This is a genomic window from Pseudomonas sp. Sample_23 (genome assembly GCF_004307595.1).
Taxonomy (GTDB): Bacteria; Pseudomonadota; Gammaproteobacteria; order Pseudomonadales; family Pseudomonadaceae; genus Aquipseudomonas; species Aquipseudomonas atacamensis.
This window is the reverse complement of the sequence record NZ_RCNX01000001.1, coordinates 21,484-41,144: the sequence shown is the minus strand read 5'-3', so window position 1 is coordinate 41,144 and position 19,661 is coordinate 21,484. Positions and strand designations below refer to the sequence as shown.

At 49.9% G+C, this 19,661-nt stretch carries 13 protein-coding genes and 4 pseudogenes; 7 read left to right on the top strand and 10 right to left on the bottom strand.

Annotation, left to right across the window (positions count from 1 at the left end):
- Positions 1–137 precede the first annotated feature (137 nt).
- Entirely contained in the window at positions 138–3,971 is a 3,834-nt protein-coding gene (gene dsr1, locus D8U82_RS00170; RefSeq protein WP_130901436.1) for an anti-phage defense-associated sirtuin Dsr1, read from the bottom strand.
- Between the two features lie 1,727 nt (positions 3,972–5,698).
- Between dsr1 and D8U82_RS00165 the strand changes: the two genes are divergently transcribed.
- Both D8U82_RS00165 and D8U82_RS00160 read left to right on the top strand, forming a co-directional pair.
- Complete coding sequence (locus D8U82_RS00165; RefSeq protein ID WP_130901435.1) at positions 5,699–6,208, top strand: DUF892 family protein; 510 nt, start codon at positions 5,699–5,701, stop codon at positions 6,206–6,208.
- 185 nt (positions 6,209–6,393) lie between these two features.
- Positions 6,394–7,275, top strand: coding sequence for a manganese catalase family protein (locus D8U82_RS00160; RefSeq protein ID WP_130901434.1), 882 nt, complete (start codon positions 6,394–6,396; stop codon positions 7,273–7,275).
- A 573-nt stretch (positions 7,276–7,848) separates the two neighbouring features.
- Here the strand turns inward: D8U82_RS00160 and D8U82_RS00155 are convergent.
- From D8U82_RS00155 to D8U82_RS00140, 4 genes are all read right to left on the bottom strand, one after another.
- A complete protein-coding gene (locus D8U82_RS00155) occupies positions 7,849–9,360 on the bottom strand; it encodes a diguanylate cyclase (protein ID WP_130901433.1) in 1,512 nt (503 codons plus the stop codon).
- Between the two features lie 10 nt (positions 9,361–9,370).
- Positions 9,371–10,174, bottom strand: coding sequence for a hypothetical protein (locus tag D8U82_RS00150; protein ID WP_206663319.1), 804 nt, complete (start codon positions 10,172–10,174; stop codon positions 9,371–9,373).
- A 114-nt stretch (positions 10,175–10,288) separates the two neighbouring features.
- Positions 10,289–10,513 carry a DUF2188 domain-containing protein gene (locus D8U82_RS00145; protein ID WP_130901432.1) on the bottom strand — a complete coding sequence of 75 codons (225 nt, stop codon included), beginning with the start codon at positions 10,511–10,513 and terminating at the stop codon, positions 10,289–10,291.
- Between the two features lie 187 nt (positions 10,514–10,700).
- Positions 10,701–11,540 (bottom strand): alpha/beta hydrolase, encoded by an 840-nt coding sequence (locus D8U82_RS00140; RefSeq protein ID WP_130901431.1) that lies wholly within the window; start codon positions 11,538–11,540, stop codon positions 10,701–10,703.
- Positions 11,541–12,036: 496 nt separating this feature from the next.
- On the opposite strand from D8U82_RS00140, the gene D8U82_RS28330 reads away from it, so the two are divergent.
- The gene (locus D8U82_RS28330; RefSeq protein ID WP_241668022.1) at positions 12,037–12,261 is read left to right on the top strand and encodes a hypothetical protein; all 225 of its coding nucleotides are present in this window, start codon (positions 12,037–12,039) and stop codon (positions 12,259–12,261) included.
- On the opposite strand, the pseudogene D8U82_RS28325 reads toward D8U82_RS28330, so the two are convergent.
- A pseudogene (locus tag D8U82_RS28325) lies at positions 12,252–12,496 on the bottom strand (hypothetical protein). The gene D8U82_RS28330 and the pseudogene D8U82_RS28325 sit on opposite strands and share 10 nt — an antisense overlap.
- A 188-nt stretch (positions 12,497–12,684) precedes the next feature.
- On the opposite strand from D8U82_RS28325, the gene D8U82_RS00125 reads away from it, so the two are divergent.
- The 3 genes and pseudogenes from D8U82_RS00125 to D8U82_RS00115 all read left to right on the top strand — a co-directional run bounded on the left by D8U82_RS00125 (position 12,685) and on the right by D8U82_RS00115 (position 14,331).
- A complete protein-coding gene (locus D8U82_RS00125) occupies positions 12,685–13,095 on the top strand; it encodes a response regulator (RefSeq protein WP_130901430.1) in 411 nt (136 codons plus the stop codon).
- A gap of 164 nt (positions 13,096–13,259) precedes the next feature.
- Positions 13,260–13,486, top strand: a pseudogene (locus D8U82_RS00120) (DUF6555 family protein).
- A gap of 152 nt (positions 13,487–13,638) precedes the next feature.
- Positions 13,639–14,331: a YetF domain-containing protein gene (locus D8U82_RS00115; protein ID WP_130901429.1), complete on the top strand. Its 693-nt coding sequence runs from the start codon at positions 13,639–13,641 to the stop codon at positions 14,329–14,331.
- 103 nt (positions 14,332–14,434) lie between these two features.
- Here D8U82_RS00115 and D8U82_RS00110 read toward each other — a convergent pair whose 3' ends face one another.
- Both D8U82_RS00110 and D8U82_RS00105 read right to left on the bottom strand, forming a co-directional pair.
- A complete protein-coding gene (locus tag D8U82_RS00110; RefSeq protein WP_130901428.1) occupies positions 14,435–14,800 on the bottom strand; it encodes a histone-like nucleoid-structuring protein, MvaT/MvaU family in 366 nt (121 codons plus the stop codon).
- Positions 14,801–14,868: 68 nt separating this feature from the next.
- Positions 14,869–15,078 (bottom strand): annotated as a pseudogene (locus D8U82_RS00105) (low affinity iron permease family protein); the annotation flags it as partial.
- On the opposite strand from D8U82_RS00105, the pseudogene D8U82_RS28320 reads away from it, so the two are divergent.
- Positions 15,078–15,240: pseudogene (locus tag D8U82_RS28320) on the top strand (cupin domain-containing protein); the annotation flags it as partial. The pseudogenes D8U82_RS00105 and D8U82_RS28320 sit on opposite strands and share 1 nt — an antisense overlap.
- An 811-nt stretch (positions 15,241–16,051) precedes the next feature.
- Here the strand turns inward: D8U82_RS28320 and D8U82_RS00095 are convergent.
- Together D8U82_RS00095 and D8U82_RS00090 are read right to left on the bottom strand one after the other, a co-directional pair.
- On the bottom strand, positions 16,052–17,371 hold the full coding sequence (locus D8U82_RS00095) for an acetamidase/formamidase family protein (RefSeq protein WP_130901426.1): 1,320 nt from the start codon (positions 17,369–17,371) through the stop codon (positions 16,052–16,054).
- 228 nt (positions 17,372–17,599) lie between these two features.
- On the bottom strand, positions 17,600–18,916 hold the full coding sequence (locus D8U82_RS00090; RefSeq protein ID WP_130901425.1) for an epoxide hydrolase: 1,317 nt from the start codon (positions 18,914–18,916) through the stop codon (positions 17,600–17,602).
- Positions 18,917–19,661: the final 745 nt, after the last annotated feature.

Here is a 19,661-nt window from a genome sequence, read left to right as displayed (position 1 = left end):
GAGCTTCTTCAATTTTCATTGCTACTCCTTATTAGTGACCGGCACTAATCTTTGTGTGCCAATTCAACTTTTGATATCTAGATTGAATCGCCGCTGGTTATCCTAGATAACTCTCCAAACTCAGAAAATAGCGTTTCTCACCCCCTTTGACGACGAAAGATTTCAGACAAGCGCCGATAATTTTCGTCTATACGCAATGATTCATTGGCGCTTACAATCCTATCCAAGCACGCTCCTAACTCTTGGGGAAGCCATGACTCACTATCTATCACCAGTCCTAGTAAGCTTAAAGCTGTGTCTGGAAATGTTGAGCAAAGGCCCGAGTCCAATAGTTTTTTTATTAAGTAGTGAGCATGTGGTAATGGACGCAGCCAATCTCGTACAGCGGCCAACGCCGCAGGAAACTCACCCCCTGCGGCAACGCTCATTCGAGCAAGTGAACCAGCTATTGCTTGTGTCGCCAAATCTCTTGATTTAGGCCAAACGCCTTGCCAGAAGGGTTCAATTCTATGTTTCCAATAATCTTCGCGCTGATCAGCCGCGCCTTCTAACGCTTGATATAATGCTTGAGCTGATTGTTCGAGACCAGAAACAGGTAATGCTGCTATAGCTGATCGAAATTCTACCTTCGTAAAACCCTCTATGGGGCCAAGAGCTGCGTAAGTCAAAAATGCTGAGAACTGCTGGGACTGCTGACCCAACTTGCTGTAGTGATTTGACGTATCGAGAAAATAAGGTTTGATGACTGCTAACAAGCTTTGATAAAGCCGGGGCGACCAAAGAAACCCTTCCCAGACCCCCCTCGCTTCTTCTGCGTGGTGCTTCCAGTCTAGAAAAGGGATCAAGTGGCTTTCGGTCCAAGAACGATCGACCCGAAAAAGAGCTATTAAGTTAGATGCCAGTATTACTCTTGCATGCCGGTATTGATACTTCTGAGGATTGCAGAGCGTGCTTAATATTGGTTCAAGGTCGGTAGGCAGCCTCTCGTTATCTCCTGGCTTACGCTTAAACCATACATTTATAATGATTTGCGCAACATTTCCTACTGGATTATTGATTGCCCCAATTACTGACTCCTGAGCGACACCTTCGACATTATTTGAATTTTCTGCAGCTGCTCCATGCAATTCTACCAATCGATTACACAGCATCAATAGAGCCTGCTCGTCCAAAACAAAACCCTTAGATACGGCATCAAGCCATCGACATAGCGAATCTGCCACTTGTAATAAAATGTCGTCTGGCATCCGAAGAACTAAAGGAGCACCATAGCGCCAAGATTTTATTATTTTCCGACCTTCGCACCAAGCATGAAAAGCCTCTCGCCATCTTTGAATAGGCCAAATATCTTCGTCGGCTAAATCTTGCAGTGCAAATAACGCGTTAAGAAGATGTTTTTGACATACTTCACGCCAGGTGTCTTCGCCACGCGGATAATTTGGCTCTGGCTTCTGTTTAAGCCAGGGTGCTAACTCAACACGTTTGACCGGGGCAATATCTATTTTTCTAGTAAATACATAGTCAGGATCTCCTGTTCCACTCATCCAATGGGAGAACTCGTCACGTTCGTGGGGCTCAGGTTTCCATTCTGCGCCAGGATCACGAAGATTATCAAAACGGCGCTGAGCAGACTTAGACAACGTCAAACCTGACTCTTTAAGCTTAGAGAGATAAAGAGTCACAGACTCGTCAAAAATCTCTTTCCAGCTTATGTCACTTAATTCACTCCTATACATTTTCCGGGGTGGCCCGACTAAAATAATATTTTCTAGTGACTTTTGTTCAGATTGCTTAAGTTTTTTACCTTGCAATACGAAAAGCCTAAGAACCTCACGTTTAGTCTGCATGCTCCACAACCACTCACCCTCGTTTCGCGCTAGCCAGCTTATCCATATAGCAGCAGGTATATTTGTGCTCTGGCTAGCTGTGTAAAGGGCTAAGCGCTTGAAGACTGGATATGGATATTCAAACCATGAGAGAGGTTGGCGCCCAGCCATCGAACTATCAATTGCATTCAGAGCGTTCCACGAGTCCCGCAATAACTCAATAATGAAAGTCCATTCGTGGTGGTCTCGATTCTGCCAATGAGGAGAAATGGAAGGCATATCCCAGTGCGATCGATCGTATTGTTCATTGGCCTCTCCCAACTCGGAGTATAAATCCAATATGTCACGAAGAACTTGCTCGAAATCATAAATCAAAAGTGGCAAGTTAGACTGCCACTGCTCACTATCTAGGTCTCCCAGCGTTGATTTAACATGATCGCTAACAAGAACAACTTCATAATTTATTAAGTGCGCTAAGCGAGTTTCGTTTCGAGGTGGCTCTAGGTTTTCCTCAGTTCCCCATCTCCACAATTTTTGTATCGTTAAACGAGGCGCGAGTAATCTTCTGAGCTCTATACGCGCTGTCGCAGTTAACCCATCGCGTTTCAAACGTTGAACCCATAGATATAGCCCCAACTGGTGCTCTGTTCCTTTGACCCAGCCACCTAGAATTAAACGCCACAAAACACGCATGAGGGGACGAGGTATTGCGTTCGGCGCGCCCCGGCGAATCTCATCCAACTCAAATGTTTTTTCTTCACGCTCAAGACGCGCAATCAAATCTAGTTGATCTTCGATTAAACCTGCCATCTGTGAGTGCAGCTGGCCCCCTTGCTGAGCAATCCAAATACCTAACTCAGGGTTGTCTAGATGTCTAACTAGCCATCTCCCAAGCTGAAACATTACAGCGTCGAGCCGACTGTTTTCAGCCCCCCCGGTTGCAAAGGTCATTAATGGTGCAAGAGTATAGGGTGTTGGACGTACAACGAGGCTAAACTTTAACTTTTCGTCCGGCCTTTCGTTGGGTGTTATACCAAATTGCTTTAAATGTTTGTGCTTGAAGTTTGCTGGAGAGTAAGCATCCACTAGCCAATCAAGTGAGGGGACGGGATTCACTTCTGCGAATTGGCGAGCGGGCAATCCAGACATATCTGACAAAGCCCAAAGCATTCGCCCTATGAAGTTATCGTCACGTGTACTAGCGGAAGGTCGAGCTAAAGCGTGACTAACTACTATTCGCTCCTTACCTGTCACGCCATCCCGATAAGTTTCACTCCATGCATGTAAGGTGTTGTGTAATGCGGAGTGATCGAGCGAGTTTTTTGGCACCTCGTAAAGTATTGGAGAAACACCTTTAGATTCCCACTCGGTAGTCTTCTCCTTCTCCTTACCGGGATTGCAGTCTGCGAATGCCCACGCAGTTGGGGTAGCCTCACCTAGCATTCGATCCGCTGCGAGTGCGTCCATCATATACCGAAGCACAGGATCGTTTATGCTATATCCAACAAAGCAAACAACGTAGTTTCGAAAAAGCTCACCCACGAAACGTGCCGCCCATCGTTCAGTTAAGTATGCAAGACCGAAGTCCCCGCTAGTTACAACCAAGCGGTTCAGGGCAGTAGGATCAGGTCGCTTTGGAAGAACTCCGTGTAAATAAACAAGTCCATCCCAACGACTTGCTTTCGGAATAGGCAGCATCGGTGCAGAATGCTCAATAAATTTTTGGTTGCTTCTTCTTCCGGCGGCATCAAAAATTCTATCGAAATTTGTCGTGACAAGCCGAAGAATCCCTTGACGGTTTCTAGCCAACCGCAACAATGCTTCATGAGTCTTCGTTGCACCTTTAAGGCGAAGATTTGGCTTTAATGCAATCGCTAATGCCTCTCTCAACGCTACTCGCTGCCCTGGAAGACGTCTTTCCAGCAAATCTAAGGTCGCATCAAATTGCTTTTTTTCAAAAGCAAGTTTTTCAATTGTTGAGAAGGTTGTTCCTGTATTTTCGTATACCTTAGTTACCAGTCCATCAAAACCAGGCAGATTTGCTGGATAGGAAATACCTGCGCCGCAAAAAAATACTACTCGTCCTTCTTCGTGAGCCTGCAGTAATTCGCTCGGTATCTCAGGCCCATTGGTGACAAACTGCATTCGACGTCCTCCTTGAGCACTTTAACGGACTTGACATATATGAAATATCTATAGCTACATTTCATTGAGCCAACTACCAATAATGGCAAAATGTAGCTTGCTTGATAGCTAATAAAATCGCAAATAAACGTCGCAACATCCACGCCTCTCTGGCGCATCCGTGGAGCTTCTCAAATGCGCTTTTCAGGTAGCTAAGAAAATCCACTTTTTTATGGCTTTCCACAATCACGAACGACAGCTTTTGGCCGACAGCGGTTGCTTGCCGATGTCCGCTTTTGGCCGAGAGCGGACTGCATCGGCAATATTAGGACTGCCTTATCCGCGTAATCGCATCTGTGATCGCTTTTGCATTCGTGCCTAAGGTCTTCACCGCCATCACAGCGTTATCTGCAACAACCTCCACGCCATCGGCCGAAAGCCAAACGTCGACCGCCTCCAATGCATGCTGATCGTGCAAAAGCAATGTCAGAGCGTCAGCAGTGTAAGAGTCCGCCGAACTTACCTACCAAACCCCAGCATCAAGGGCGATAGTGTCCGCGTATTTTTAAGCGGACGCGATCTCCTTATCGCCAGGATTTCCACGCGCCAACGAAGCTCTTATCCGAAGCCTTTCAAAGCCCAAGTCGTTCAGGAATGCCTGTAACCTGCCGCAACGGTGGCCAGTGTCGCCATAAACCACGGCATCAATGCCAACGTGACTCGTAAAAGGATGCCGTTCTATCGAGACCCGCCGCTGCTGCTTCACTACCGGCATTCTTCTCCACTAAAAGCCGCACCTAGGTGTGTTGCCATCCGCTTACGTAGGTACTGCATCACTTCAGGAGGGAATAAGCGTTACGGCCTTTGACTGCCGGAATCCTCCCTCCATCCAACATGTGGGAGTGATGTCGACATCGGCATGTGCTGTCTTGCTGATCCCGCCGAGCGTCGCTTCAACTATTTTGGAGATAATCCACGAGGCGGTCTAGAGCGGAGCTCGAAGTCATCCCATTGCTCTGCTGTTCGCTGTTCTCCGCAACTTACACAGACATAAACGTCGCTTGATAACCCGAGATAGTAGCCCTTCCTGATATAAGGATGGATGCACCTTTTCGTCCCTTTTTTTGGATCATTTGCGGGCCTCATCGGCGCACCACCTTCTTTCCAACAAGTCTGTAAGGATGAGCGACTCGTGCGGGGGGGGGGTTGAAAAAGCCCGTACTGTGTAAGGGCAACAGGAGGAGTTACATGAGCAGCCTGCGATGCCGTGGCAGGCCTATACGTAGGAAGGCGTCGAGATGGAGGACGTTTCATTTATTTCGACATGACGGTTGTGCGTCAGACACACGGTCTCTGTGGAACTCAGAGGGTTGTGAGCGTTGGGGGTGACGTGATGAATTGGCTTGGTCTACTGTTCGCTACCGCCGTGACGACCTTGAAGAAGCCCTCACCCCGCTCTCTTCACAGCGATTGTTGAGCTTAGAGCGGGAGCAGACGGACGAGAACTTGCCCGGCGATCATTTGAGTCGGCCACTGAGAAAATCGCATGAGCGTTCAGTTACTACACTTTGGACAGATCGGCGAATACTTCTGCAAGCCATACAAGCCACAGCACTACATTACTTGTCGTATCGAACCGCTGACGAATTGCAGCTGAGCCGCCGCGCCGTCTGGATAATCGAAAATTCCTGAACTGTTCTCCCATCAAAGCCGTCCATTTCATTACACCCATGATGGAGGAAACGAACATGACTACACGACAAGAAAATCTACTCGACTGGCTGCGCGACGCGCACGCGATGGAGCAACAGGCTGAAAATATGCTCAAGGCTCAGTCTAAGCGGTTGGAGCACTACCCTGAATTAAAAGCTCGGATCGATCAGCACATCGAAGAAACCCTTGGCCAACAAAAATTGATCGACGAATGCCTCTCACGTCTTGGTGGTAGCTCTTCAACTATCAAAGACATGACGGGCAAGATCATGGCATTCGGGCAAGCGGCCGGCGGCTCGCTGATGAGCGATGAAGTAGTGAAGGGAGCAATGGCTGGATACGTTTTCGAAAACGTAGAAATAGCTACTTACACCGTTCTGATTGCAGCCGCAGAAGCAGCAGGGGACTTTGAAACCAAAGCTGCGTGCGAGCAGATTCTTCCGCAAGAAATTGCCATGGCCGAATGGCTACTTGAACATTTGCCAGAAATCACGGAGGCGTTCCTCATCCGCTCAGAAGATCCACACCTTGAAGCAAAAAAATGAGGTGAATGCGCGGCCTGCAAGGCCGCGCTCTTGGTTGGAATTTATTGAACTCTCAGCGTTGTACCGCCGGTCTTGATTGGTAGCGATAATAGAAAATTTTGTAACTCACGCCCCTCACAACTTATGCATGCGCGTATTCCCCGCAGTAGCGAACGCGCCCATAGGCTAGTCTGAGGAAAACTCAAATGTTCTTACATAATAAGCGACTTCAATACACCGTTCGTGTGGCAGAGCCTAATCCTGGCCTAGCCAACCTGTTGCTTGAACAATTCGGTGGCGCTAACGGCGAACTTGCTGCGGCAGCGCGGTATTTCACCCAAGCATTGGCGGAAGAAGATCCGGGTCGCAAAGACCTATTGATGGATATTGCGACTGAGGAATTAAGCCACCTCGAAATCGTGGGCTCGATAATCGTCATGCTTAATCGAGGCGCCAAAGGTCAGCTTGCAGAGGGCGTTCAAGAAGAAGGTGAGCTGTATCGTGCCATCAATGGCAACGGCAACGACTCGCACATCACCAGCCTACTGTACGGCGCTGGTGCCCCCCTTGTGAATTCTGCGGGTGTACCTTGGACGGCGGCATACGTCGACTCGATCACCGAGCCTACCGCCGATTTCCGTTCGAACATCGCGGCAGAAGCGCGCGCAAAAATCCTGTACGAGCGACTGATTAACGTCACCGACGATCCGGGCGTTAAAGAAGCACTAGGCTTTCTTATGACGCGAGAAATCGCCCATCAACAATCGTTCGAGAAAGCTCTGCATTCGATCCAGCCGAACTTTCCGCAAGGCAAACTTCCGGGCATGCCCGAATTCACCAACAAGTATTTCAACATGTCGGGCGAGCCGAACGTACGCGGCCCATGGAACGAGGGCGGTGCTTGGGAATACGTGGAAAATCCTGAGCCGGCGGTCGACGGAGGCGATGGGCTGGCGACGGTCAGTCTGCCTGCCGAGGATGTAGAAGTCTTGGAAGCGATGAAGGCCCGCACGGCCTCTGATCCGCTCAGTGAACCCGTCACGGGCGCCGACCTTGGGTCGGGGTATGTTCAAGGCAAAAACGCCTAACTCAGTACAGCGGCCCCACACCGGGGCCGCCACAACCTCAGATGACCAAAATGAAAAACGTTAAAGTAACTTGGCTTACAACTGACCTTTTCAAAAATTTGATGGAAGCAGCCTCCGCTGGTTTTGAACACGATTGCCGACAGGCCTGTCGAGGTTTAAGGGTGAGCATGGCAGTTAATGCGTTCGGAATGGGGAAGCTGATACCCAAACACCTCGCGAGCGAGGGCGGCTCTGAAACCAGTTCACGATTAGAGTTAACCTGGCCGTACTTAAAATGACAGCAACGGTTATCCGTCTAACGGCGGTGAGGACACTATTGGGTGGGACTGATTATCCACAGCGAGGAGAGGCGAAAAATGAGGCTTACAAGGAATGCGGGATTTTCGAAGCGGAATCATAAATGCTCAGCGACCTTACATTTCTGTTCAGTAGCGCAATCTTCTATGCTGGCACGCTGATCATCTTTTCTAAGTTCGTAGGAAAATTGTTTTAAACCAACGACCCGGCGTGCCACCCGAGTACGCCAAGAAGTCTAGCTGTACAGGGGTGGAATTGGGTCTCACAGTAAACATTCTAACTTTCTACTCGATTGCGCCCTTTTGACTTCGCGGCGTAAAGTAAACGGTCAGCTTTGAGCAGGAAATCCTTGTAATTCTCCTCCCCTGTTTTGCAAGTCGAGACAACACCTGAGCTTATTGTGACAACGCCAAATGGGCTCAATGAATGTTGAATTTTTGCGTTAAAAAGCGAAAGCCTAATATTTTCTGCAACCATGACCGCACCTGCAAGCTCAGTGTCCGGAAGCAGAATTACAAATTCTTCCCCACCATAACGAGCAGCGATATCACCTGGCCTGTTGACGTTGTCAGCAAGAACGTTCGCTACGCGCACAAGGCAATCATCACCACTTAAGTGGCCATAATGGTCATTATATTGCTTGAACAAATCTATATCCAAAAGGATTACGGATATGCTTGTCTGATTTCTCGTGGCACGCTTCCATTCTTTATCCATAGCAAAGTCAAAGCTTCTCCTATTGGCTAGAGAAGTGAGACCATCTGTATGAGCTATCACCTCTAACTCTTTTCGGATTATTTTTAGCTCGTCCTCTGCAACCAGCAGCTGTTGAATTTGCCGATATAGCAAGCTACCTAAAAATGCCAACGCGAGTATGATGGAACCTACCAGTGCAATCGATTGGTAAACATATGACCACCATGGGGCAAAAACATGCTCGTACGACACGCCAGCTGCTGCGACGATAGGAAGCCCGGCCAGACGACGATAAGCGTAGATCCGCTCGATACCATCCACGACAGATTTAATGACTGCAGTCCCGCTATCGCTCTCAGGTAAATACCGGCTAAAAATTTCACCTTTGGAAAGATTGGTTGTCATCAATGCTGCGACTGTCGGGCGTCGGGCTAGGAGCTCACCGTTATCGAGTGCTAGGAAAATTACTCCTTCGTCGTCCACGGCCATACGTTTGAAAAAGCTTTGAAAATATGAAACCGGAACCGTGGCTAACGCAACCCCTGCAAAGGCTCCATCGGCTTTTTGGATACGCCGACTTATAGGGATCACCATATCCCCTGTCGTTCGACTTTCCACTATCGAGCCAACGTGGATGGACTGGTCATCGTGCTCACGGTGATATCGAAAGTAAGCTCTGTCGCCGTTGTTTTTGGTTTGCAAACCTTCGGAAAACGAATTGGCCATCCAATTGCCTTGAGCATCGAAGATGAATAGACCTTGAACGCCTTCAATGTCATTCACTTGGCGGGCCATCAGCTTCGCCAACCGCTCCTGCTGATCAGGGCCGCTTCCATCGTGCGCCACACGCTCAGCAAGATCTCGCAAGGTATTGTCGGCCTGCAGCATCGTGTCACGGGCCTGCTGTTCAGCGGCAAGTACAATGTTCGAAACAGTTATTTCGGCCGCGCCTACTCGCTCACCGGACGACTGCACAATTTGCCAAGCAGTAGCAAGGATCAACGATAAACAAACTAAAAGGACGAAACCTATCAGCGAAAGGGACAACGCTCTAGGTGTCAGCCTTGCGTAGATCGGTAAGGAGAGCGTCATATATACGTCTTCAAATTGGCGGTGGGCTCAAGCGAGCAATTTTTATACCGGCGTGGAAATCAAAGCGTTCACCCGCAGCTTCGGAATCCCTGAAAATCTGCGCAGACTTTTTCATGCATCCCAGTTTCGCACTTACACACCTAGATGCTTCATATACCCATCGGCTGGAGTCTGTGAAGGCGGCGATGTCCATTTTCTTCAACGAAGAGGGATCCCTGTCTTGGATACCGCAAACCCACGAATGGGCATGATGGCGGGAATCGTTCCGGGCTTTCAGCACAGGTTGCTGCCACCCTAACCTTGAAATGATTTCTCGCCGGTAAGGCGTATCGATCTGAGACGGCACTTGTTTGATGTAGTCGCGCGCGCTCTCCAGTGTTTCTCCGCTCAAGCCGGCGAGATAGGCAACAGCGTCCTCGGCAGCGGGGACGAGCCCCTCAACGCCTCCGAACCTTGGAGGCAGCCCTGTCCAAACTACCGCGTCCAATCGGCGGGCGATCGCCCATTGAGCGATGACTCCCGCTGGGTTCGTCCCGACCACGAAACTACCGATGCCATCCTCCCGGTCTTGAGGAACCCCCTCCCGAATTCTAAGAGCCTCGCGTGCCTCATCCAGCTTGTCCAGATCCAATACCGCCCAAAGCACTTTGCACCCAGGCGCGTTCGCACAGATGGCTGTCGTCAGGTCTCCGTTATCACTGACCCGCGCGAACTCGATGGGCAACACAGGGCCGTCCATAAACCACTCGCTCGCAAGCGGTAAGGTGCCCGGTTTCCAGATCAATGATCCCCATCCTAGACATGCAATTACCATGGTCAGCACCTGTGTTTGAGACGAAGTTCACTCGCAATGCCTCCAGCCCTATAGTCAAACGCGTCCACTGCAGTCCGGTGCAATGGGCACTGCCCTCCTTGGGCAATTAGCCGTTCAGCCTTTGGTTTTTCTAGGATCTGCTGTCCGAGGAAATGTACGTTCCTCTTGGATCGTGCCATCCTCTTTGTGGATTTTGAGAGAGGCTGTCTTGCCCTGAAGAAATTCGCTTGCTATCTCGGTAATTTCTGCTTTGGTGGATGCGGTCTTGGAGGCGCGTTGCGCGCCCTCTTTGACGAGCTCCCAAAGTTTTTCCGTTTTTTTGATGTGATAGTTATCCATTGGCTCACCTCTGACATGACGATTAATACCTGTCAGGTTGACCGTAGGAGAACCGCAGAGTTTGAACGGATTGGCGGCATTCTGGATGCTTACGGAGATTCCCTTAAGTTTCTAAGGGACGTGGGGAAAACCCGTAGCATGGAGCTGTTGCCGCTACACACCAGGAAAAGCTTTGGCATGGCAGAGGTTAAGCAGTCATGGTTCGCTGTAAGCAGGGCTTTCTGGCGCGGTTTGTGATCTCGGGCGCTGGGCCTTCGCCCTTCTGCTGCCTACAAAGAAAATCGCGTATCAAGGCAGCGGTTCGCCTGGCACTAGTCACTACGAAGAAATGCCCCTCGCCCTTAAGCACGCGGAGTTCGGATCGTGGAATTGAGCGTTTCAGGATGTGCGCGTTGTAAGGCTGTACCAAAGTGTCACGGTCGCCGATCAGAATAAGCGTGTGCGAGCGCAGACGGAATAACCGCAGTAGACTTGTCCAGCCAACCAAAGCGGCTAGCTGGTGATGATAGGTTCGCAGGCGTACGGTTAGCATTCGCTTTACAACACCGAAACGTAGCAGCGCCTGTGTCGAATCGGCTGAACCATCTCGTTCGGGCTGTTTGGCGCCTGCGCTCCCTCTCAAGAACTCCAGGATGTCAGCGGGCTTCACCAGTAGAACCGGGCCCGCTGAAGTCGCCGCCAGAATAAGCCGTAGTACCATGGTGGGATGACGAAGAGCCAACTCTTGCGCCAACGCACCGCCCCAACTCACGCCAAATACATCAACATGGTCGATACCCAATTGTTTGAGCATTTCGGCGATCAGACCGGCATGACTTGGCAATCGCATCGGCCAGCGGGGCATTTGCGATTTACCGACACTAGGCACATCCAAAGTGATCGTTGTGTAGTCACCTAGTTCGTTGCGCAGAGCATCGAAGGTTTTAATCAAACCTCCCAGACCATTGAGTAGGAGTAACGGAGGGCCTTGGCCGGCGATTGAGACATTCACCTGCAAGTCTTTAACGGTCAACATTCGGCTCGGCATGAACACCTCCTCCGTCATCCGTGAAGCAGTGTAGACGAGCAGCTATGAGGCGCTTGACCACCGCATGTCCTCCTAACATCTCGATATTTGTCTAGGCCCAACACATTCTGATAAAGGTTTTCCAACGGTTGGTGATCATGCAATTCAGGGCCACGATCTAGGTAGAGGAACCCTCATCCGGGACGGGCGCATAACAGTTGAACTCCTCAGCTTGAGATAGGCAAATGCTTATGTCCGAGGCAACGCAAATCATGGAAGCCCTTTCGACCAATGAAGTAAACGTAAAGCTTGCTGAGGGTTGGTCACTAATATCTGTTGTTGTGACAACACATCCTAATGGTCAGCTCCATCCCTGCTACGTTCTCGGCAAGTCGAAACCCCTAATCCGACGATGAGAAGCCTGACTGATCAGCCTGGCATCCAAGCAGCACTCCGGCTCACGATAATGTATTGAGAGAATAATTTGTCTTATTGGGATTGGATTCAGTGACCAGCGATGGTCGTCACCGTTCTGGCCGCATGGCTCATCGGATCGCAGCGACCAAAAAAGCGAATGACTGGGTTTGTGTGCTTCAGCGTGAGCAACGTCTTGTGGGTCATTTGGGGCGCATACGCGGGCGCTTATGCATTGATCGTATTGCAGGTTTGCCTTTTTCTGATGAACCTTCGTGGATTGAGGAAAAATTCGAAGGGCAAAGAAGATCAGAAGATTCAAGAATGACGGTGCCCGTCGAAGTTTTTTTTAAAACCTCGGGCATTCATTCCCAACAGTACGCACTCAAGAATAATCAGAGCATACGCCTCAGCATGAGTCCCCAGGCCACCCAAAGCGTATTGCTTAGGATGAACCCCCAAAAAGCGATCATCCGGCGGTACGCTCGTTGCGAGCCGATGAACCAGGCTGAGATGACTGTTACAGCCATCGCTGGCCACTGAATCAAATCGATGTAATCCATGTGCGCTCCGCATTTTGAGGTGCATCCCTGCTTCCAGCATGTTCTGCGAGGACGTCTGCAAGGACCATATCGTGTGTCGAGAATCCCGCGTGCTCCAAGCGCTTTCAAGGCACACGCGATATTTTCGCTTACACTCATGCAAACCGTTCCGCCCGTTCGGTCGGTTTCTCGGATTAGAGGAGGATTGTTTGAACGTAAACTGGGAAGGATTGCTGCCGATTCGCGGTGAGGTCATCGTCGTTGAGGACGACCCAACTTTACAGTTGCTCATGACCGATATCATGGATGAGATTGGCGCGAAGACTGTCCCGTTCGCGACGGCGGATGATGCGTTGACCTATCTGCTCGAAGCACATGGTGAATGCGCCTTAGTGATCGCCGATCACGGCGTTCCCGGACAAGTTCAAGGCATTGAATTCATAGAGATGGTTAAAGGCAGGTGGCCCCACATCGCTGCGATACTTACCTCGGGATATCTGATCGAGAGCACAGCAGTGCCAGCTCATACCATTTACCTGCACAAACCCTGGTCACTCGATGAATTGGTGACAGCAGTTGCGGAGCTTTTGCAGCCCGGTGAACCGATTAGCAAACGCTAAGTCTGGCTTCGAAATGGTAAGACGAGACAGGACATGGTTGGTGCTGAGCCTGTAGGCCTGCAACACTACTGCTCATGAAACCAATCCGGTGCTGAAGTCCCTGATTTTTTGTATTTTTTTCCGCGCCCGATGACTCCGTTAACAATGAGCAGACGGAGTAAGTCATGGAAAACAATCTATTCGTCATCAACTACAAGATTCATGGTGTGCCGAAGTCCTTCATCATCCGTAGCAAAGCGATGCAAAACGCTGATGCCTGGCACTGGGCTAGTTGCGATGCGGGTGTAGCACCCATTCCCAGACCTGGTCGTCCGCCACTGAAGATGGTGTCCCAACCTCAAGCCGAAAATACGGCATTACCGATGTCAGATGGCGAGCCAGCTCCACGTAGCAGCGCGTGATATGGCGCGAATCTTTGATAAAGCTGCTACGCGTCGCAGCCTCATCGCACAGTTCGATTCCCGGCTGAATAGGTGGTACCAGCTTTTGAAACCAAAGACTGTTTCGATCTGTCGTCTACTTTGAAATAAAATCGAGGACAAGATGTCGCCTTTTGATATCCAGCGGATGCTGATAGACGAATTTCCCTTAGCGTTTTTGCTGGAGGTAGGTTTCAGGGCCACCTTCGCTTTTCTCGCAGTGTTTCTTTTTTTGAAATCCAGCGGTCGACGAGGGATCAGGCAGCTTTCACTTTTTGAGCTGGTGGTGATTTTGACATTGGGCTCCGCAGCAGGAGACGTGTCCTTCTACCATGACGTTCCGCTTTTGCCGGTCGCCGTAGTCTTTCTCACGCTCTTGCTTCTCTACCGGCTTACCGTCCTGGTAATGACGAAGAGCAAAAAATTTGAAGCCTGGATGGATGGGCTTCCGGTAACGGTCATTCGTGACGGTCTCTACGAGCTCAAATCTTTAGAAACGTTGAACATCTCATCTAACGAGTTATTGATGGAATTACGACAGCAAGGGGTTGAACATCTCGGACAAGTAAGGCTCGGGCTGGTTGAGACCGACGGCGACGTAAGCCTTTATTTTTTCGAACAGAAAGACCTGCGCCCTGGGTTGTCAGTCCTACCTTTAGAGCATCGTGCCGAGTTCGAAACTGCGCCTGCGTCGGGACTGTATTGCTGTGTGAATTGCGGTTTCTGTCAGCAGATTGTGGAAGCTCAACGAGCAGACTGCCCTCGGTGCAACCGCAACATTTGGTCAACTGCCCTGAATAGACCACGGTGTCGGTGACACCGTCCCGCAATATCGTTTGCCCTATCAGCGCGCGTAACGCTGCTACTCCCCACCCTACTTAAAAAAGAGCCCCGTAGGGCTCTCATATCTCAACGCACAATCATCTGGTTAGCCATGACTCAACGGTTTCAGAACCATGCTCAGCTTTCCAGTCTTTGAGGCCACGGTGGTTACCGCCCTTGGTTTCGATCACTTCACCAGTGTGCGGATTTTTATAGGTTTTGACTTGGCGAGGCTTGCGGAGCCCAGAGCTCGATTGGACAGCGGGTTCGCGGCGACCAGCTCGTGGGTCAAGCACGTTGATTACGTCTTTCAGGCTGTAACCGTATTTCGCAAGGAGATCACGCAGCTTAGTCTCAAACTCAATTTCTTTTTTAAGATCAGCGTCGCCTTTAAGCGCTTCCAGCGCCTTGAGTTGTTCTGCGAGATGTCTTTCTAATTGGCGGTATTCTGCGAGCTTGGACATGGACATTCTCTTTGGACGGTTGGTGAAGGTCTGTATGAAATAATATCTCAGATTTACAGATGGATAATCTAGCGATCATCATCACTGCGTGCAGAATCAACCTTAATCTGACCCGATTCACCTAACGTGCGGTATTGCTCACGAAGTTTTCTGAGTTCACTCGACCCCATTTGCTCCAAACCGAGCGTGGCATTCTGCGCATCGTGAGTAGCTCGTATAAGCTCATCAATCTTCAAGTGGAGGATGTCGTTGTCACGGTTCTGGGTGTTTTGACTCAATGGATTCTTGGATTTCCACATCCGGCAAATGGCGTGTGACGTACGCAAAATTGGAGTATTGCAAGAGGGTTATTGTGTAATTACCCAGGACGGAATGCAGCCACTTCACCTTAAAGCAGGCGATAAATTTATTATCGAGCCAGGTTTTCACATACTTGGTAGATAGAGGAAACCCTCAGAAAATACTTCGTTTTATACTAAAAAATCATCGTCAATCGCCTACAGACGTGGCGGCTCGTACATCGGCAGAATCTGGCAGGCGTCAGTACTCCAGCCTCATCGATAGGGCGTCAATGCTCAATACCTGACCTTCAGCAGAGGTTTTTTTGACTGGCGAGCACCTTCTGCAATATGACTTGAGTAAATGCGGCTGCAGACGGTGTTTTGCCTACGCTGCCGCAACTAAGAGCATTCAAGACTGCTACTGGATGATCCCGACCAAGCCTGCCGCAGTGGGACCGCACCTGTGTCTAAAATAAAGATGTCATCGAAACGCTCGCCTATCCTCTAAGCGCCCAGATCGATCTCCGCCATGAAACCATGGCGGAGATTCTCAGATTGCTTCCGCTCTGCGCCGATCTTGCGGGTGATCTGCTTGCGTTTGGGCTACCGCGAATATGGCAGGCATGGGGCGCAGTGGACGGTACACTAACAGGAGCGTGTTGAACCGCTCACGTATCTCATTAGTCTGGACGATCTCTAATTAAAATATGTCTGAGAGAGACCTTGTGTACGCACTGACCAACTGGAAAGCCTTCCGCTTGATTTAGACAGCCGTAGCAATTGATGTGACTCTGCACGTATTGATGAGATGGGAACACCCTTGGAGGTGCGATGTCGGGACAGGTGATCCTCCGCTGAGGATCACCTACTATATAAAAGAAGATTTAGCTTAGCGAAAACGAGCGCTAATTTCCGTTGGTCGTGGTTTCATAGCACAACGCATTTGCGGGAACTGTAACGACTTACGAAATCATAGTTGATACTTCTCACGTACAAGATGACCGATCCCAATGCGGTCGAGAATAAACAGGGGGCAAAGGAACGTGACCCGTACAGTTCCGGGAAGACGACTGATCTCTATAGAACCTGTGATGGTTGCTCGGTTGCGCACCTCATCGTAGGACAGGCCCGTCACGGAGGCGGCGCGACTTAACCCATTCTCCGTCGCAGCGTTGAGGTTTTCTCCACTGCCTAGAAAAGTAATTGGCCCATTTTCTTCGAGCTCAATCTGTCCCCATCTTGATCCAAGCTCACTGGCCTTTTGCCGCTGCACAGTATCCATTGGCCGAGCCATCGGTGGCAGATCATCAATGTTCTGCAGCAATATCGGTCCTTCAATCATTAACCCCTTAATCACCTCCACCGTCAGTTCAGTCTCACCTGAAACATCAGTGGCATGGCCGGCGATTTCTCCGTTCCCCTGCTGAGCATGCATATCCCCCATATATATACCGGCACCAGGCACTTTAACCGGACATATGAGAATGCAGCCTTCACGTACTGAATTGGTGTCCATATGGCCGTCGGTTTTAGCGTCATGCAGCTCCTGACGAGTCATGCCATATTGATGGCTCGCACCTACAAGGTACTGGCCAAAATCCGCGCAATTGTGAGAGTCTGGTAGATCTCTGGACGGCGTAGTGCCTATGTTGCCGAGGAACGGGCGCATGTGAGCAGCAACACCCGGCATGTCGGCCCGAGCCAGCGATAAAATCGAGTGCTGCTGAGCCAACTCCGGCAGCGCCGACATCTCAGACGCTTTTCCAGCTAGACGATTAGCAACTTCTTGATTGACAGTTACGCTAACCTGATTTTCATGATCAAGAACAATTACGTAGCCATTGCTGAAGCGAAATGCATTGACCTCCGCTCCACAGTAATTGCAACGAATCGCGCCTTCCCCAATTCCTTCTACATGACTCGCGGGGCGCTCCGTGCCACACTCCGAGCAAAATTTTGAGACAAACGGATCATCGTGATAGCGCCCTTCGACAAAGCTCATTACTCCAGACGAAGTCGCAATAGAGGTGACACGCATTCGAGTTATTTTCAGCGCTACCGCATCGCCGATTTCAGCGCCGACAATCGCAACAGGCTTCGTAACTTCATGGCCACCTTGGAAGGCTGGAGTGATCATCGGCCCCCAACACCCAGGTGGCGTGCTTGTGACGATTGTACCCCGATCCGCCAACGGACCTAGCATAGCCTGGCTGGGGCCGATAATTCCGTTGGTATAAGAAGCCACGACCAACCGGTCTACAGGTTCTTTTTTGCTAGCTTGTTCAGGCATGAAAAAACCCTCTGTCAATGTTTATCTCGATAAGAAACGTGTGTATCGTCGAGTCGCATGGCGAAATTGTCCGCTACACCGCTCACGAATATTTGAGTTTGGTTATGACTGATTGATACCTACCGAATTAGATTTTTAGCTAAATAATAAAACCTAATATCACGCCCCGTGCGAAATCAGTCGCTAAAGCAAACGACCGACTCTGCGAGAGGCATGATATATCAGTAATTATCTATAAGGCTTAAAGGCTTTACGTAGTTCAGTAGCAAAAAGCTCTGGCTCTTCCCACGCAGCAAAATGCCCGCCTTTGTTAACGACATTGTAATATTTCAACGTTGGGTAAGCTCGTTCAGCCCAGGTCTTTGGTGCTTGATAGATCTCACCCGGAAAAACAGTAATCGCCACTGGGACTTTAATATCGTGCGTTTTCTGTTCAACAGAATTGAAATTGTTATTATTATTCTCCCAATATAGACGCGCTGATGACACTGCACTATTAGTGAGCCAATAGAGAGAGATATCGTCCAGCATCTCATCCTTACTCAACGACTTTTCCGCATCCCCGCCGCTGTAAGTCCACTGGTTAAATTTATCAAAAATCCAGGCGGCGAGCCCTACGGGTGAATCGCTCAAGGCATAACCCACTGTCTGAGGGCGCGTGCTCATCATCGAACCGTAAGCAGCATTCTTACCAAAGAAATCTTTCAGGGATTGGTAAGCCGCCTTTTCGTCGGAACTGATTCCGGCAGGAGGAGGCGTACCATCATTGATTGCCCGAGCAATCTCAGGCGGAACGGTTGCTGGCATATTTACATGGATCGCCTTCAGCCCCGAAGGAGCTTGGCGCCCCATTGCATCCGCCACTACAGAACCCCAGTCTCCCCCCTGAGAAACATAGTTTTTATACCCTAAGCGTTTCATCAGCACATCCCATGCGGCTCCCATACGCTCCGGCCCCCAACCACCCTCAGTTGGGCGTTGTGAAAATCCATACCCAGGCATTGAAGGGATTATCACATCAAACGCATCTTCTGCGCGCCCACCGTAGGAGGTCGGATCCGTAAGAGGTCCAATCGCTTTGGTGAATTCCAAAATCGATCCTGGCCACCCATGAGTCAAAAGCAACGGCAACGCATTAGAATGCTTAGATTTGACATGGATGAATTGAATATCCACACCGTCAATCCGCGTGATATACATGGGAAGTGCATTTAGCTTATTTTGCACCTTGTGCCAATCGTAATCCTTACCCCAATAATCAATCAAAGCTTTTAGTTTATTTTGCTGAACGCCTTGAGATTGATCTTTTACGGTTTCTGGGTCGGGCCATCGAGTTGCCAAGACGCGCTTCTTCAGGTCGCTTATCGCATCTTCCGAAACATCCACTTTGAATGGCCGAATCGCTGTTTCGCTTACAACAGCGCCTGGCGTAGTGGTCGTGCCACTTTGCGCGTGCGCGAACGGCGAGGCCATCATCAGAGTGCCTGTACTCAGCAAAACCGCAACAGCAATACTACTTAGCGACGAGACATGACGTGTCGACATACCTATTATCCTTTTTGTTAATTCTAAGTGATTTGAACGTGCGGTTAAATCCTACACTCCTTTGTCACGCGAGATATTACACCAAGGTATCAGCTCACCTAGCTGAACCTCCACCCAGTTTGAGATATCTAGCAAATCTAAGCAGTGATTAAGCAGCGTTGTTCAACAATGTAATTTTTTTCACCGAGCTCACGAAATTACGGAGTGAGAGGCTGTATCAGCATATCGCGCGGTTCGCATATTTCCTTTTGATACCAGCTAAGGCAGATATTCAGCACACCCGGTTTTTAATATGAATTGTGATTAAGAAAAGGCAGTTCCTCTCGCTAACCCGATATACGCGTTAGCTTTGCAATCTAAGATGCCGTGGTCAAACGAAACCGGGAACCAATTTCGGACGAGAATACCCACCGAATAGGGGTGCCTACTGACCAAGCAACGTCGCTGCTTTGCCGCTACATCCAAACGGAAGGCCGCAGGTCTCGAACTCGATCAAGGCTAAAGCCCTATCGAAGCGAGCCGTTCGCCTGGGGCGCCCGAGTCCGCGTTCCGTCGCTGAGTGAATCAATCCAGGAGGACGCAACGCCGTTACCCCGCAGAGTGACGCGCGGACGATTGACCAGCGGCAAACTAAGAATTAGAAGCTGGAATCGCTAGCCTTAAGCGCCAGAAGCCTATACTGAAAGAAGACTACCGCACTCTTGATGACTGAGGAGCACGAGCACGGATTGAACCATTACCACCC

Excerpts from the sequence above, each read along its gene's own strand:
- dsr1 (WP_130901436.1), bottom strand. The coding sequence starts at position 3,971 with ATGCAGTTTGTCACCAATGGGCCTGAGATACCGAGCGAATTACTGCAG.
- D8U82_RS00165 (WP_130901435.1), top strand. The coding sequence starts at position 5,699 with ATGACTACACGACAAGAAAATCTACTCGACTGGCTGCGCGACGCGCAC.
- D8U82_RS00160 (WP_130901434.1), top strand. The coding sequence starts at position 6,394 with ATGTTCTTACATAATAAGCGACTTCAATACACCGTTCGTGTGGCAGAG.
- D8U82_RS00155 (WP_130901433.1), bottom strand. The coding sequence starts at position 9,360 with ATGACGCTCTCCTTACCGATCTACGCAAGGCTGACACCTAGAGCGTTG.
- D8U82_RS00150 (WP_206663319.1), bottom strand. The coding sequence starts at position 10,174 with ATGGTAATTGCATGTCTAGGATGGGGATCATTGATCTGGAAACCGGGC.
- D8U82_RS00145 (WP_130901432.1), bottom strand. The coding sequence starts at position 10,513 with ATGGATAACTATCACATCAAAAAAACGGAAAAACTTTGGGAGCTCGTC.
- D8U82_RS00140 (WP_130901431.1), bottom strand. The coding sequence starts at position 11,540 with ATGCCGAGCCGAATGTTGACCGTTAAAGACTTGCAGGTGAATGTCTCA.
- D8U82_RS28330 (WP_241668022.1), top strand. The coding sequence starts at position 12,037 with ATGGTCGTCACCGTTCTGGCCGCATGGCTCATCGGATCGCAGCGACCA.
- D8U82_RS00115 (WP_130901429.1), top strand. The coding sequence starts at position 13,639 with ATGTCGCCTTTTGATATCCAGCGGATGCTGATAGACGAATTTCCCTTA.
- D8U82_RS00110 (WP_130901428.1), bottom strand. The coding sequence starts at position 14,800 with ATGTCCAAGCTCGCAGAATACCGCCAATTAGAAAGACATCTCGCAGAA.
- D8U82_RS00095 (WP_130901426.1), bottom strand. The coding sequence starts at position 17,371 with ATGCCTGAACAAGCTAGCAAAAAAGAACCTGTAGACCGGTTGGTCGTG.
- D8U82_RS00090 (WP_130901425.1), bottom strand. The coding sequence starts at position 18,916 with ATGTCGACACGTCATGTCTCGTCGCTAAGTAGTATTGCTGTTGCGGTT.